11 protein-coding genes are annotated in these 16,065 nt (G+C 43.7%); 1 reads left to right on the forward strand and 10 read right to left on the reverse strand.

The genetic code is table 11. The features are described from left to right. The 6 genes from UE46_RS15110 to yicI form a co-directional block, all read right to left on the reverse strand. Window positions 1–2,430, reverse strand: coding sequence for a glycoside hydrolase family 38 N-terminal domain-containing protein (locus UE46_RS15110; RefSeq protein WP_036060724.1), 2,430 nt, complete (start codon window positions 2,428–2,430; stop codon window positions 1–3). Between the two features lie 14 nt (window positions 2,431–2,444). Beyond that, window positions 2,445–3,281: a carbohydrate ABC transporter permease gene (locus UE46_RS15115; protein WP_036060726.1), complete on the reverse strand. Its 837-nt coding sequence runs from the start codon at window positions 3,279–3,281 to the stop codon at window positions 2,445–2,447. A 2-nt stretch (window positions 3,282–3,283) separates the two neighbouring features. Further along, on the reverse strand, window positions 3,284–4,150 hold the full coding sequence (locus tag UE46_RS15120; protein WP_036060762.1) for a carbohydrate ABC transporter permease: 867 nt from the start codon (window positions 4,148–4,150) through the stop codon (window positions 3,284–3,286). 97 nt (window positions 4,151–4,247) lie between these two features. Beyond that, window positions 4,248–5,492, reverse strand: coding sequence for an ABC transporter substrate-binding protein (locus tag UE46_RS15125; protein ID WP_036060727.1), 1,245 nt, complete (start codon window positions 5,490–5,492; stop codon window positions 4,248–4,250). A gap of 443 nt (window positions 5,493–5,935) precedes the next feature. Beyond that, window positions 5,936–7,321 (reverse strand): glycoside-pentoside-hexuronide (GPH):cation symporter, encoded by a 1,386-nt coding sequence (locus tag UE46_RS15130; RefSeq protein ID WP_036060729.1) that lies wholly within the window; start codon window positions 7,319–7,321, stop codon window positions 5,936–5,938. Between the two features lie 252 nt (window positions 7,322–7,573). Beyond that, complete coding sequence (gene yicI, locus UE46_RS15135) at window positions 7,574–9,841, reverse strand: alpha-xylosidase (protein WP_118907744.1); 2,268 nt, start codon at window positions 9,839–9,841, stop codon at window positions 7,574–7,576. A gap of 153 nt (window positions 9,842–9,994) precedes the next feature. Here yicI and UE46_RS15140 point away from each other — a divergent pair, with 153 nt between their 5' ends. Beyond that, window positions 9,995–11,149: an ROK family transcriptional regulator gene (locus tag UE46_RS15140; RefSeq protein WP_036060733.1), complete on the forward strand. Its 1,155-nt coding sequence runs from the start codon at window positions 9,995–9,997 to the stop codon at window positions 11,147–11,149. Between the two features lie 248 nt (window positions 11,150–11,397). Here the strand turns inward: UE46_RS15140 and UE46_RS15145 are convergent, their stop codons facing one another. The 4 genes from UE46_RS15145 to xylA all read right to left on the reverse strand — a co-directional run bounded on the left by UE46_RS15145 (window position 11,398) and on the right by xylA (window position 15,963). Then, entirely contained in the window at window positions 11,398–12,276 is an 879-nt protein-coding gene (locus UE46_RS15145) for a DUF3800 domain-containing protein (protein WP_051492907.1), read from the reverse strand. A gap of 105 nt (window positions 12,277–12,381) precedes the next feature. Beyond that, entirely contained in the window at window positions 12,382–12,840 is a 459-nt protein-coding gene (locus UE46_RS15150; protein ID WP_199897176.1) for an ASCH domain-containing protein, read from the reverse strand. 318 nt (window positions 12,841–13,158) lie between these two features. Beyond that, the gene (xylB, locus tag UE46_RS15155) at window positions 13,159–14,640 is read right to left on the reverse strand and encodes a xylulokinase (protein WP_036060735.1); all 1,482 of its coding nucleotides are present in this window, start codon (window positions 14,638–14,640) and stop codon (window positions 13,159–13,161) included. Window positions 14,641–14,655: 15 nt separating this feature from the next. Continuing rightward, complete coding sequence (gene xylA, locus UE46_RS15160) at window positions 14,656–15,963, reverse strand: xylose isomerase (RefSeq protein WP_118907746.1); 1,308 nt, start codon at window positions 15,961–15,963, stop codon at window positions 14,656–14,658. Window positions 15,964–16,065 lie beyond the last annotated feature (102 nt).

Raw genomic sequence — 16,065 nt, forward strand, 5'->3', positions numbered from 1 at the left:
TTACACATACATCGATAAAAAGCCTTGATTATAAGATTTACAAGCATCAATCGCAACAGCAGCCTCATTTGTTTGCAATGTCGCCAATGTATACCGGAACTCATAAAACCCAGCCAAATCCACTTTAAAATTCGTTTCCCAGAAATTATTCATCGCCCAAACATAAAGCGGTTCTTTGTTTTTCGGTGTGCTTCCTTGTCCAGATAGTTCAATAAGATGGTGCTTCAAATCGCCCAAAACGAGCAGTGGCGTGTCTTTCAATGCCAGGATCACCGACTTCTCTTCACCAACATAAGCCGCGCCTTCTTGAACTAAATAAAATTCTTGATTCGTGCCTGGAAGTTGATCGATTCCCGGCCGTACCAAGCAACCTGTTTTATCAAAGTAAAGGTCCTCCGCTCCGCCCGCCGTGAATGGGAACGAAATATACAGATTTTCAGGATCCCAAATGCTATCTTTGTGCAAGCGAAGCGTAACGTCGATTTTCGGCGTATCACGATAAACCTTCATGTGGATTTCATACATTTGCGTGCCTTCCAAATCATAGGTAAACACGACGGTCGCGCTCACATCACCGATTTCACCTACTCGGATATTTCGTAAAGTCGATATGTGGCGATTCGTGTTTACTTTTTTGCGGTTACGTCCCATTGTATGACGAACTTCCCACGCATCTGGCTCCGTCGTGGTACGCTCATAAATGCCTACAAACGGCGCGTGCTCCATGTTATCTCGAAGCAACGAACGCCCATCCTGCTTATCAACCAGCGAAACAATTCCCTGCGTTTCGTCAAAAGCCATCGAATAATATTTCGTTTCCACTTGATGCGCATTTACACGCAGACCATCTTGCCAACCATCGTACATAATATCCTTCACTTTATCCACCGCTAAATAGCGATACTGCTCTTTTTGCAGTTCTTTTTTAAGCCGAATCCGCAAAATCCGTTCCTCCAAAGCTGCCAGTTCTATGACAACCTCCACTTCTTTTGCCCGCGCGATTTCCCTAACTTGTGATGGCAACACGTTTCCAGTCGCTTCATCCACCACTTCGATATTTTGCAGTAAAATGTCCACGCTTGCCCCTTCTACGTCTTCCCAATGCTCGATGTACAGGCGAACGCTATCCGTACGCGTCGTTGCTTGCGGATTGATGACTTTAAACAGTTTTTCGCGGTCAGGTCGAATCGTGACTTCCCCTTTTGCCGCTAAAATTTCATCTAGTTTCAGCGACGCCAACTGATTGGCACGTATCGCATAAGCCGACTTTCTGAAATCTAAATCATTGACGAGCGTTTCCCATGGCTCGGTCACGGATGAGGAATAGCCCCACGTATGCTCCGCGTATAGCGCCAACTCGTACTCCACTGCATCAAGATACGCCTTGTCCGCCACAACCGATTCAGGCGCCAACTGCTTGCCAATATGATATTTCCGCTGCGCATCTTTGTAATGCTTCACAACCGCAGGCGTCGAGCCAACACCATCCGCCCACCAGTCATTCCAATCACCGCGATACACCGGTAACTCATTCATTTCCTTCCGCAAAATTTCGAAAAAGTGATTCAGCGTGATCATCTCGATTTCAATTTGCTCGCCGTGTTTGTCGTTCCAAGCCTTCAGCCGCTCCAAAATCCGACCATTCGGCGCGCCGTTATCCGTGCTCATCCCCGAAACCATAATTGGCACAAAATTATAGTCATATTCCGCGTCTTGATCCAGCTTCTCGATATATTGGAAAATCCGTTCTTCCGCAATCGCAAAATCAGCGACCGCCGCCTTCTCGTTAAAGCGATCCTCCAACAAATACGTAATCCCATGCTCCGGCACTAAGCATAACTCGTTTCCCATATGATAATGATCCGACACCCATGTTAAAACGCGTTCGCCACTTGGACCTTCCCACCAAAAACCGTGATGCTTTTTTCCGAGCGGAAACATCCCGTGATGCGTGTGAATACAGCTGAATAAATTCTCAATCCCGTTGTTGGCCAGTGCGTCGGCATAACCCCACGAATAACCGTTAATATCAGCAGTCATCGCGGAATCAAGTGGTACCGCTAACCCATCCGCGTAACTCCTGCCTTGCGCCAATTTATGATTCAGCACATCATTATCCACTAATTCCGTCATGTTTAAATAATTGAGCGAAATATCGATAAGACCCGCCTGTACGTAGCGTTCAAAGCAAGCAATGTTCTCTTCACTACTATTTGCAAGGAAGTTTTCCACCTGCCAATAATTTTCACATACCCAGCGAAAACCTTCCCATTCCGGACGTTTACCATTTTCAATATCCGTTAAAATATCAATCGCTTGCTGAATAAAATCAACATGATACCGCTTTAATTTCTCTTGGCGCTCGGTGTAACCAATATCGGTATGCGAATGATGCAACACGTACAATTTCCATTTTTTCGATAAAGCCATTTCTAAAACACTCCTTATTTTGTAGTAACGATAAATCCTTTTTCCAAGTTTCTATGTGACAGGACGAATAAAATAATGGTAGGAATCGAAACGATGATAGCCGCGAGCAAAATCGGTGGGACTTTCTGTATTGTTGCGCCGCCGAGTAGTGATACCGCTGCCATTACTGGTCGCGCCGATTCTGATTTCGTCAACGTCATCCCGAATAGCAAGTCACTCCAAATCCACGTGAATTGGAATAAAAACACCGCTGCGAGTGGTGCACGGGCCATTGGCATGTAGATTTTCCGGAAGATATAGAAATCCGATGCCCCGTCTATTCGAGCGCTTTCCAGCATTTCTTTAGACACACCCATCAAGAAGTTTCGCAATACAAACACACTAAACGGGATAATCAGCGCCGCATAAATCAAGATCATGCCGACTCGCGTGTCGTAAAGCCCCACTTTGTTATACGCTTTAAAAATCGGAATCAGATACACTTGAAACGGAAAAATAGTCCCGCTATAAATGATGAAAAACCACAGCAAACCGTGCTTAATTTTGAGCGTTTCAATCGCGTAAGCTGCCAGTGCTGCCATAATAATACCGAGTCCACCGCCTAGCGCGCCGTAAAGTATGCTATTAATAAAACCCGAACCCAGCTGAACTTGTTGCGTTAAGTACTGCCAGTTTTCCGAAATAGAAAATGATTTTGGCAAGTCCCAGAAGTTTCCCGTGCTATATTCCGCAGAACTTTTCACGGCATTGACAATAACGTATAGGAACGGGAAAATCCAGATGACCGCAAGAATAATAAGTATGATATTTACCGTCCACTTCCCGACTCCCGCGTGCTTTGTTTGCATCATAATTAATGACTCCCTTCCCTAGTGAATGTTTTTCGTAAGTAAAAAATAGAAATAAAGAGTATAATCACGGATAGCATCACAGCGATTGCCGAGCCCATTCCTAGATGGTTATTCGAAAATGTTTCTTTGTACATCGTCACGGCAAGCGTTTCCGAAGTTCGATAAGGCCCCCCGCCAGTCATGATCCAAATGCTATCAAATGTCTTGAAACTGTTTACCAAGGACATAAGTACAACAACAATGATCGTCGGTTTTAATAACGGTAAAATTATTTTCGTATATAAACCGATTCCGGACGCCCCTTCCATTTTTGCCGCCTCGATTGGTTCTGTTGGCATATTCACCAAACCAATGATAAAAAGTAACATATTCATGCCGATGCCCTGCCAAACACTAGCCCCAATCATGACGCCAGTATTAACGTAAGGAATGTTGAGCCAGTTTTTATCCAAATTTTCAAATCCCAGCATCCCGAGTAGTTGCGGCAAGCCATACATGGACAGCAAACTCGTCATAATCAACCCTACAATAACACCTGAAACCGCGTTCGGGAAGTAAAATATATTTTTGAATAGCGTTGAAAAAGAGCTTTTCGTAATCGCAATCGCAAAAAGTAACGGGAACACGACTGGAATAATGAGCCCTGCAGCCACCCAAACCAGCGTATTAATACAAGATAGCAAGAAGTTTTTATCTTGGAAAACCGCGACATAATTGCTAAACCCAACAAATTTAAACCTGCCTAAACCAGTCCAATCCGTAAAACTAATAAATAATGTGAAAATAATGGACAAAATGCAAAAGCAGAAAACAAAAAGTACTGCTGGTGCAATATACAAATAATTTCTCCATCCATTGGCTCTTTTCATGCTCACTTTGGCTTGTAGACTCATATATGACACACCTTTCTTTTAAAAACAAGAGGTGAGCGGCGTTATAATTGCCCGCTCCCCCTTGCCTCCCACATTATTTGAATGCACCATCTGCAGCTTTTTGGATTGTATTTAACGTGTCATCCAGCATCGCATCTGTCGGATTGTAGAAAAACTTCCATAATTCATCGGTAGCAACGGTTACGACCTCACTCGGTGTTGCTTCGTAATAACGCACCAGCAACTGATATTTATTCGCATCAGCCGCTTCTTTAACAAAGCTACCATTGACTGGATCGTCTGATTTTGTATTATCTGTATTTATTATTCCAGCCTCATCCACAAAAATCTGTTGGACATCTTTCTTGTAGAAGCTCTGCAATACTTTTTTCGCATCTCCGCTTTGTTTACTCTCCTTGGAAACAACGATTGGCGATGCCTCGAAGAAAATAACTTTTTTGGCGTTCGCTGTCATGGAAGGAGGAACAAATACGTCAAAATCTTTTCCTGGTTCCATGTTGTAGTCTTTTTTCAGCGTAGCAGAGGTCACAGTCGGTTCGTAAACCATTGCGCTTTTATCTGAGGAGAACATTTTGATCTGTGACGCTGGATCTACCGGTTCGCCAAAATAGCCTTTTTTAATCATCTTTTGCCAGATTTTCATCACTTTTTTCATTTCAGGATCGGTATATTTAATATCGCCATTCGTTAGTCCGACATACAAGTCAGGATCGTAGCTCGCGATTAGCGTTTGGAACCATAGGAAACTGGCCCAAGGATCATTTTTCAAACCGATTGGATCTATTTTATTCGCTTTTAAGGTGTCGCATACTTTGATGAAATCGTCCCATGTTTCTGGCACTTCTAAATTATACTTATCGAATATATGCTTGTTGTACAAAATACCGTTATATAGGACGCTAAATGGCGCTGCGTATACTTTGCCATCGATGGTGAAGGCATCCGCGAGGCTTGGATTCACGCCTTCTTTTTCATAATAGTCTTTCCATTCCTTCGTCAAATCCACGACTAAATCATTATCTACTAATTTTTTCAATTTATCGCCGCTCCACCATGTGAACAGGCCTGGCGCTTTGTCGCTATCAAGTGATTGCTGTACCGTTGTTTCATACGCCGTCACTTCTGTGTATCCTACTGTTTTGAAACCAACACCGCCATCATCCTTAATTTTGTCCGACATCGAATTCATAATACCAACGTTTTCTCCGCCTTTATCGGTGTAAAATTCCACTTCTGAACTCGAAGCGTCTCCGCTGCCGCAACTCGCTAGAAGCATTAAGACCGCTACGATACAACTGATTGATACGATTTTTTTCATCCTTAAACTCTCCTTTTTGTTTGGTTAAAATAGAGAAACGACTAAATATTCCCATTTTTCCAATTTTATTTTAGCGCCCTTGATAATTTTTGAAAATGACTCTGTCTTACGTATTTGTTAGGTTCATTATAAGGATATAGGCGCGCTCGTGCAAGCGGTTACAACATTTTCGAAAACGGTTTTCGCTGGACGAAAAAAACGGCATCGTGAATTTCAGTGTGGCTTGCACGTTTTCATTTTCATGAAACTCTTAGATTCCCTTCCTTTTATTTTCATCCGCTTTCTGTAATATAGTAATTGTAAACAAGATAGCTTTTACGTTTCCCCCCTTTTTCGTAATTGACTATCCACTCCTTTTTCCAAGCTAGTTCCCCTGCTAGCTTGTTTTTTTATGCTCTAAATCAAAAAACGCAACCAGAAAATTTCTGGTTGCGCCTACTCGTTTATTCTTCATTTTTCAATTTCGCGTTACGTTCCGCCAATTCCACAAGATACATCTTCTCTTGTTTATCGGCTTTATAGAACATCAACGCAATTCCTGCAATCGCAAAACCGACAATCGGAATCCAAATAAAGTTGAACTCAATCGCGTGTAGTGCGCTCGCTGTTTGGGTTTTATTCGCTTGGTAACCGCCTGCAGCCAAAATTCCCGCAGTCATCGCGCCACCAATTCCCATACCGAATTTCGCGCCGAAGCTTGATGCGGACGTCAGCAAGCCTTGTGCTCTCACACCGCTTTTCCACTCGCCATAATCGACAGTATCGGCAAGCATAACCGACAGAAGTCCGGAGATAAATCCAGTTCCAAACGCGTTAATCACAACGCCGACGATGATAATTGGTACACTCAAACTATACGCCCCAACACCCATAACCGCCTGCCCGATAATCGCCAAAATAAGTCCGCCAACCATCGTGTTTCGTTTTCCTAATCGACCAGCTACAGCAGGAGTCATAAGAAGTGTCAAAAGTGAACCAAAAGCCAGCGCCATAATCATCGGCACCAAGTCTTCACGGCCTAAATTATATTTGAAGAAGTAAATCGTTGTTTGGTTTTTCATGGTCATTGCCATCCAATAAATGAAGTTCATCAAAATCATGATAACCCAAGGCCAGTTACGCTTAATCGCCTTCACGCTGTCTTTCAAACGCACGACTTTTTGCACATTTTCAATCCGTTCTTTTGTATTGAAGAAAGTGTTGAGTAATAAAACAACTGCCACGATCGAAAAAATCAAAATCGTGAGGAAAAAGCCTTTTTGGTCATCACCTTTTCCGAGTGCTGCTACGATTGGTAATGTAAACACAGTTACAATGATTTGTCCTAGCGTTCCACCGAATTGGCGAACCGTTCCAAGTACCGTTCTTTCTTGCGGGTTATTCGTCAAACTTGGCAAAATCGATGTGATCGGCAAATTCACGCAAGAATATAAAATACCTACTAAAATATATGTGATATATGCCCATGCCAGTTTTCCAGCGTCGTCAAAGCCTGGTGTTGTAAAGGTTAATACGCACATGAGGCCAAATGGAATCGCAAACCACAAGAAGAATGGTCGACTTTTGCCCCAACGTGTATTGGTACGGTCGATGAAAATCCCGATAATCGGTCCATCAAAAGCATCGATGACACGCGCAACTAGAAATAAAGTTCCTACTGCCGCAGCGCTTAGTCCGTATACATCTGTATAGAAAAACATTAAATAGGTCGAAATAACTTGAAATGCTAGATTACATGCAGTATCACTTAAACCATAACTAATTCGTTCTTTCCATGGCACCATCGCTTTCAATGGTTCTTCCGTCGAAATTCTTCCTGTTGCTTCCATAAATTTTTCCCACCTTTTTTAGTTTAGTTGGGACATAACCTAAATAAATCGGCGACAAGCGTTCGCATTCCAGGAGTTTGGCGGACTTCCGGTTCTCATGTACAGTCGTACACTCCGCTTCCGGCTTCCACCAAACTCCCGGAATGCAAACGCTTTCGCTCAATTTGTTTACAGCCAAATGTACATCCTACCCAATATAGATGGTGCAGTAGTCTTCGTCCTTGTTTTGGCTTGTGTCCCAATCTCTAGTTTTTATACTAGTTTTATTGTTTTTTCAGATGTTTCGTATTTTTTTACGCCTGATTCCTGTTGTTTATGCCAGATTACTTCGTAGTTCGCTAAGCCTTCTGTGTGAACTGTAATTTCAGAATTATTATTTTCAACGCGGATCGTTGCTTTTTGCGTACCGTTTGCTTGGAAAATAACCGTTTCGGCGTGTGCGCTAGCCGTTTCAAAACCGTAAACGTGAATGGTTGGATTTTCGGCATAATCATATTCCGCGTGATCATCTTTCGCGCCACACACGATAATGCTGTTCTCCTTCGCCAATAGCGGAAAGCTCATATAATCATGATGCTCGCTAACCCAAGCGCCACCGTCATACACTTCGTCCGTCAAAATATTGGTCCACTTGCCTTTTGGAAGGTAAAATTCCGCGCGTCCCTCATCATTGAAAATCGGCGCTACAAGTAAATTTTCCCCTAACATGTACTGGCGGTCAAGTGTTGCTGTTGCTGGATCTTCCATATAAGAAAGTACCATTGGGCGCATCATCGGCATCCCATCACGCTGCGCCGTCACCGCTTGCTTAAACAAGTACGGCATCAAGCGCATTTTCAGTTTCGTGAATTTCCGCGTCACGTCCACCGCTTCCTCATCAAAGATCCATGGTACACGATATTCCACATTCCCGTGATAGCGACTGTGCGAAGACAACAAGCCGAACTGCGTCCAGCGCTTATAAATATCAGGTGTCGCGCCCTCTTCAAAGCCACCAATATCATGACTCCAGAAGCTGAATCCAGATAGCATGAACGATAAGCCGCCGCGCAACGATTCCGCCATCGAGCTATACGTAGAAAGGCAGTCACCGCCCCAATGAACTGGGAATTTTTGCGATCCAACCGTCGCCGATCTCGCGAATAATACCGCATCCTGCTCACCGCGTTTCTCCTTCAAAAGATCAAACACGACCTCATTGTAAATGTAAGAATAATAGTTATGCATTTTTTCAGGGTCCGAGCCGTCGAAATACTGCACATCTGTCGGAATCCGCTCGCCGAAATCCGTCTTAAACGCATCCACGCCCATATCCATCAAAGCGCTCAACTTATCGCGATACCACGCGCACGCCGCTGGATTCGTAAAGTCGACAATCGCTTGCCCACCTTGCCATAAATCCCACTGCCACACAGAACCGTCTTTATTTTTGATGAAATAGCCATGCTCCTTACCTTCCGCAAAAAGCGCCGATTTCTGAGCAATATACGGGTTAATCCAAACGCAGATTTTCAAACCCTTCGCCTTCAAGTTCGCAAGCATTTTCTCAGGTTCTGGGAAAACACGACGATCCCACTCAAAATTACACCACTCAAAATCCTTCATCCAGAAACAGTCAAAATGGAACACATCAAGCGGGATATCGCGTTCCTTCATCCCATCAATAAACGAATTCACCGTCGCCTCATCATAATCCGTACAAAACGACGTGCTGAGCCATAAACCAAACGACCAAGCAGGCGGCAATGCAGGTTTCCCAGTCAAATCCGTATACTTCCGCAAAATTTCTTCCATCGTCGGACCGTAAATAATCATGTACTCAAGCGTCTCACCCGCAACACTAAACTGGTTTTTTGACACATGCTCCGAACCAACCTCAAACGACACATGCTCGGGATGATTCACAAATACGCCATAACCTTTATTACTCACAAAAAACGGAATATTCTTGTATGACTGATCACTACTCGTGCCACCATCCTTATTCCAAATATCCACGGTCTGGCCATTTTTCACAAAGTTTGTGAAGCGCTCACCAAGTCCATAAATATTCTCTCCAACGCCCAAATCAAGCCGTTCGCGTATGTAATTCTGATCCGCAGACGTAACGTAACCTTGACCATTCACATCCGATTTCGTCAAAAACTGCTCATTTCCATAAAAAGATAACGCATAGTTTTCCTTATCGATCGCAACTTTCAAATCACCAGACTCAATTGTAATCGCTTTCTCTTCATCCGTCGTTTTCAGTGAAACTTGCTCTTCATTGATCGCATATGCAGGCGACGTGCGATTCCCACCATCGTGATGCTTCAAGCGAACAGTGAACACGTCTTCTCGCGGCGAACTTATTTCTGTCGTCATCAAACCAAGATTTAGCGTATCTCCGCGCGATTTAATTTTTTTAAAAGGAGCATAAACGGTAACTGTATCCGCTTTCAATTGATAGTCAAATACTTCTTTCGGATTCTGGATTTCAAAACCCTCTTTTACAAGCCAAATACCATCTGTAAATTTCATTTCTTGTCCCTCCAGTTTCTAAAACGAGTTAGTTAGCATGATAAACTAACTAACATTATAATAATACGAATATCTCATTTTGTCAAGCGCTTTCTTATTAGACAAAGCACTCTTTAAAAGCTACAATAGATAAGAGAACAAGGGGGTACTGCAATGTTTGCAAATCGAATAGGTATTAGAGAAACCAATGAACGCACCGTTTTGAGCGTCATCGTCAATGATGGACCTCTTTCACGCGCCAAATTATCCGAGAAAATCGGCTTAAATAAAGCAAGTGTTTCCGCGATCGTCAAAAAACTGATCGAACAAAAGCTGATCAAAGAAGTCGGCATCGGTGAAAGTACTATCCAAGGCGGTCGCAAACCGATCATGCTTGAGCTCAACAAAGCTGCCGGTTTCGCGGTTAGCATCGATATCGGCTATGATTACATAGACACGATGATTCACTATCTAGATGGCACGATCCGAAAACGAAAACTGCTCCCCTTCCGAACGATCGAAAAAACAACAATCACCGCTGAATTAATCACAATCATCGAAGAAATAACGGAAAAGCTTCCGAAATCACCTTTTGGCATTGTTGGCATGACGATCGCCATTCATGGTGTGATTCATAACAATCAGATCGTCTTTACGCCCGCCTATGATTTCACCGATTTCCCGCTAGCCGAAGAGCTCGCAGCACATTTTGATTTTCCGATTTTTCTCGAAAATGAAGCCAATCTTTTCGCGCTTAGTGAGCATGCCAAAAATAGCTCCTATCATAACCTTGTGGGCATCAGTATTCACGCTGGAGTTGGTGCTGGAATCATCATGAATGACGCGCTGTACACTGGTGAAAATGGCCTCAGCGGCGAGATCGGCCACATGATCGTGCAAGTGAACGGGAATCACTGCACATGCGGTGGCAATGGTTGCCTAGAAACGTATAGCTCCGAAAAAGTGATTTTAGACACGTATCGCGACCTCACACAAAATCCAGAAGCTATCATTCCTGATCTGTATCGTGCCTATGCCGCAAACGACCCAATCGCGACGAAGCTTCTCGGTGATATGATTGATTACCTAAGCATCGCCGTTCACAACGCTATCACGCTCTACAACCCGAAAGTGATCGCGATTCATAGCGAAATTAGCCGCCTTATTCCAGATTTCCCAGAAAAGATAAAGCAGAAATTACCACATCTAACGGCCAAAAATATCGAAATAAAAAAAGCCAGTCTCGGAGAAGAATCCATCCTTTTCGGCGCTGCAGTTGTGACGATTTCGAACTTTTTGGAAGTACCACGATTTGAGCTGAAAAACTAACCAAAATAAAGGCCTGAACTCACCGCGCGCAGTGGGTCCAGGCCTTTATTTTGGTACAAAAAAACTCGCCAGATTCTATCCGCGAGGGTCGCCTCAGCAATACTATTCCTAAGACACCCTAATTATACCACAGAATTTATCCGTATGTCAAAGCAATTATAACTCTTCTTCACAAATATTAATATACTTTAATTTCGAGTGAAACACCTGTGAAAAATCTATTATTCCACCCATGCTATCCTCAAACATCAATATGCATGCCTGTTTTTCCCACTATGAGCCATCAACTGCTTTTCCACATCTCTACTATCCAAGAATAGATTATACCTAATATCACTAGCGAGTAACGAACAAATAAAATCAACTACCTCAAGCCCCGCATGCGATGGTTCACAGTAACTTCCTACCTCTTCTTTTCTAATAAAACGAATTTCATCTAAAAGTTCGTTTGCTGCCTTGGTATTTATTCGTTCACTTCCTGTAGCCATGGTATGATGGTATGCCATTTTCAAATCTACTTTCCCATCAAAATCTTTTCCATCCGCATCAAATCTCAATTTTGTACTTACTTGCCTGATACGTTTATCGCTTAGCAAACCACTGGCTGGATCTATTAGCAAGCTTTTTAAAAGGGAATCTAGATGCTTCTTCATAACAACATATGGTAAACGATATACAGTTTTCTTGCCAATTTCAGACCTTTTCCTCGTCACATTGCCTTCTTTGTCTAAATATTTTCTGCTATAAAAATAGCGATCCGAGTATATGAGATAAAAATTCGCTTGCAAAAGGAGATCCTGCAACTCCTGAAAAAATGCAATCAATTTCTCTTCATTAAAAATTCCATCTTGACAATAGCGACTGTATACCAGAGACTTTTCTCTATCAGCTAAATTCCAGAGCTTTCTATACTCCACAAAATGCATGCATTCCTCATCTGGTACTCCGTGCTTCCGCCTAAATTCTAACCATAACTTTTCAAAGGTCTGGATATAATAATTTTGTTCAAAAGTAATACTTGTAATCCCATAAAAATTAGGCACAACTTTTTCTTGGCGCTCAAATTCTTTTGTTAATGTAGTTTTCTTAGCCTCATCCAAATAAGTATAATAGAGCGTTTCTGCCAAGCCGATTCACCTTCCTTTTTGTGTTTAACTTCATTATAATGGAAATCAGGCAAATAGTAAATACGTCCCTAATCAATACCTTTTAACAATTTTCATTAGTTATATTTATTCATACAGTTCAAAAACATCTACCACTTCAAACCGCTGACAAACCAACAATAAATCTGGTGTAAACTCCCGCCCATACTGCCCCAATTCCCAGGTAAAGAAGTTCACATGAGCCTCATACCAATACTCATAGCTAAGGTCGCCTTCTCCTTCCGACCTCGCAAAATCCCGCGATACTTCATTCATCTTCACAAGTTCCACTTCCGTATAACGAATAATCGCCAATGGTTCATTTTTCCCATCCAAAATGATATTATACTCGCCAACTTGTGGAATTGCCTCACCTTCTATTTCATGCACACAATGAGCCGCACAAGTCGCCGTTTTCACCCCGTTCACAACGAGCGCTCCCAGCCGATCCGCCATTTCCGCACCATCCCCAAACGCCCACGCCGCAGGGCATTCCAAATCAAGCCCATTCTTCTTCGCAAAACTTTCCCAATACGCTTCCATCATTTCACTTTCCCCTTTCATGTTCCTTCAAAATAAGATACCGAGTCCATAATCTCAGTCTACATTTTTCACATCACTTTGGAAAGCATCATGGACTCATATTTTTGTACCTTTTCCCAAACAAATAATGGAGTACTTTTCTACTCTCCCAAGTCCCATTGTATCAAAAAAAACAGATCTATAAAGGACAGCGTACAAAAAACAGCAAGAAAACACCCAATAGGGCTTTGCCTGCTGTTTTTATATGTTATTGATACTTCCGCCCCGCTATCCTTGGGAACTTTGTCAATGCTCTCGCAACTCATAAATTAGTTTTTCAACCTAATTTAGGCGTTCACAAATCTGCTTCGTCGCTGGATAAATTTCTTGATACGCCTCATAAAAATCGTCATATACCTTATGATTCTCCATATTAGGGCTATATGACGCTTTTTTCTTAATAAAAGTTGGAACAGCGCTCGCTAAATCATCGAATATCCCGCTACCAACCGCGGCAATCATCGCTGCGCCTAACGCTGGACCTTGTTCACTAACCAGCGTCTCGATTTGTACACCTAAAATATCCGCTTGCATTTGAAGCCAGTCTTCATTTTGCGCTCCGCCACCCGTGGAAATGACCGATTCAAATTTTTTCTGTGCTCGGTTTTTCATCGATTGCATCGAATCGCGTAACGAGAATGTAATCCCTTCTAAAACGGCTTTTGCAAAATGCGTCCGTGTATGGCGCGCATCAATGCCGATAAAACTACCTCTAATTTTGCTATCCGCGTATGGTGTCCGTTCTCCCACAATGTATGGCGTGAAAAGCAAACCGTCCGAGCCAGCAGGAATCGCGTTAATGCCGTCCAGAAGCTCCGCGTAGCTCTCACCCGGCGCAAACTGATCCTTGAACCAGCTCAAACTATAGCCCGCAGCGAGCGTCACGCCCATCGAATAGTAACCGTCCGCGTTCGCATGATGGAATAAATGCAGATCGCCGTGATAATCCTTGTCCTCATCAGCTTCATACGTCAGAAACACGCCCGACGTCCCAATGCTGAGTAACGCCTTGCCTTCCTCAAGAATTCCCGTCCCGACCGCCGCGCACGCATTATCAGCGCCACCAGCAAAGATCGGAATTCCACTCGGCAAGCCCGTCGCGTCCGCAATCTCAGACAGTAGCGTCCCAATCTGATCCGTCGAAGCAAGCAAATCTGGGCAAATTCCCGCCGAAATCCCGAACGTATCCAGAATTTCCGAACTCCAAGTCCCGCGCGCCAAATCGAGCAACAGCGTTCCCGCCGCGTCCGAATAATCCATATGCATCGTGCCTGTCAGTCGGAATCCAAGATAGTCTTTTGGCAAGAGGAAACGCGAAACCTGCGTCCAAATCTCCGGCTCATGCTCCTGCACCCACAACAATTTCGGCAACGTAAAGCCTTCCAACGCCTTATTTTTCGTTATATCAAGCAGCTTCGCGCCAAGTTTCTCCGTAATCGCCTCACACTGCGTCGTCGTCCGCACATCATTCCACAAAATCGCGCGCCGCAACACCTGCTCATCATCCCCAAGCAGCACCAAACTATGCATCTGACCCGAAAAACTGATTCCCGCAATCTCCTGGCTTTCCGGATGCTTCGCAATCTGCGTCGCCGCACGCGTGAAAGCATCAAACCAATCTTCAGGATTCTGCTCACTAAAACCCGCTCGGTCCGCAAAAATCGGGTATTCCGCCGAAGCCTCCGCAATTTTCTCACCATTTTCCGCAAAAAGCACCGTCTTTAATGCACTCGTACCTAAATCAACGCCTAATACATATCTCATTTTTCTACCACCTTCTTAGAACAAAAAGTCGTTCAAACGCGATTTCACAAACTCTAAATGCGTCGATGAATTCTTGATTTGATCATGCTCCATCGCGTATTTGCTTAACGAATGGAAGTCCATTTTGCCAGCAACGATATCCGCACCAACGCCCGTTTTAAAACTAGCATACCGATCCGCGACCAAATTATCCAAGAATCCAGCTTCCTTCATACGTGCCGCTGCTTTCAAACCGCGCGCAAACGTATCCATACCAGCAATATGAGCTAAGAAAAGATCGTCCATTTCAAACGAAGCACGTCGCACTTTTGCGTCAAAGTTCACGCCACCACGACCAATTCCACCATTCTCTAAAATTTGGTGCATCGCAAGCGTCACCGCATAAAGATCCGTCGGGAACTCATCCGTATCCCACCCAAGCAACAAGTCGCCCTGATTCGCATCAATTGATCCAAGCGCACCGTAACAACGCGCCACATTCAGCTCATGGTCAAACGTATGTCCCGCAAGTGTCGCATGATTCGCCTCCAAATTCAACTTGAAGTCCTTCGCCAAATCATATTTTTGCAAGAAAGCCATCGTTGTCGCCGCATCAAAATCATACTGATGCTTCGAAGGCTCTTTTGGTTTCGGCTCAATCAAGAACTGAGCGTCAAAGCCAATTTCACGTGCGTAATCCTTCGCCATATGGAAGAATCGCGCCATATTATCCTGCTCCAAGCCCATATCCGTGTTGAGTAGCGATTCATAACCCTCACGGCCACCCCAGAACACATAGTTTTCCCCGCCGAGTTCCTTACCAACTTCAAGCGCCTTCTTCACTTGCGCCGCCGCATATGCATACACATCCGCATTGCTCGTTGACGCTGCACCATGCACATAACGCGGATTCGAGAACATATTCGCCGTATTCCAAAGCAATTTCACACCCGTCTCGTCCTGCTTTTCCTTCAACATTTTCACAATAATATCCTGATTCTTAAACGTCTCCGCCAAGCTCGCTCCCTCAGGCGCAATATCAATATCGTGGAAACAATAAAACGGTACATCCAACTTTGTGAAAAATTCAAATCCCGCTTCGACGCGATTTTTAGCGGTCTCAAGTGGGTCATTTGTCAACCAAGTACGCTGATTCGTCGCTTGTCCAAAAGGATCAGAACCATCTTGTGTCAATGTATGCCAATAAGCCACCGCAAAGCGTAAATGCTCTTTCATCGGCTTCCCTAAAACGATCTCCTCGGGATTATAATGTCTAAAAGCAAACGGATTATCAGACTCCGCGCCCTCATATTGTACTTTTTTTACATTCGGAAAATAACTCATATTCTTGTTCCTCCTCAGGTTGGTTAGTTTTGCAAACAAACTATATAAACACATCTTAGTTCATCAACCAGCCTTTGTCAAGCGCTTTCATTTAGGAACTCT

This window comes from Listeria weihenstephanensis, assembly GCF_003534205.1.
Taxonomy (GTDB): domain Bacteria; phylum Bacillota; class Bacilli; order Lactobacillales; family Listeriaceae; genus Listeria_A; species Listeria_A weihenstephanensis.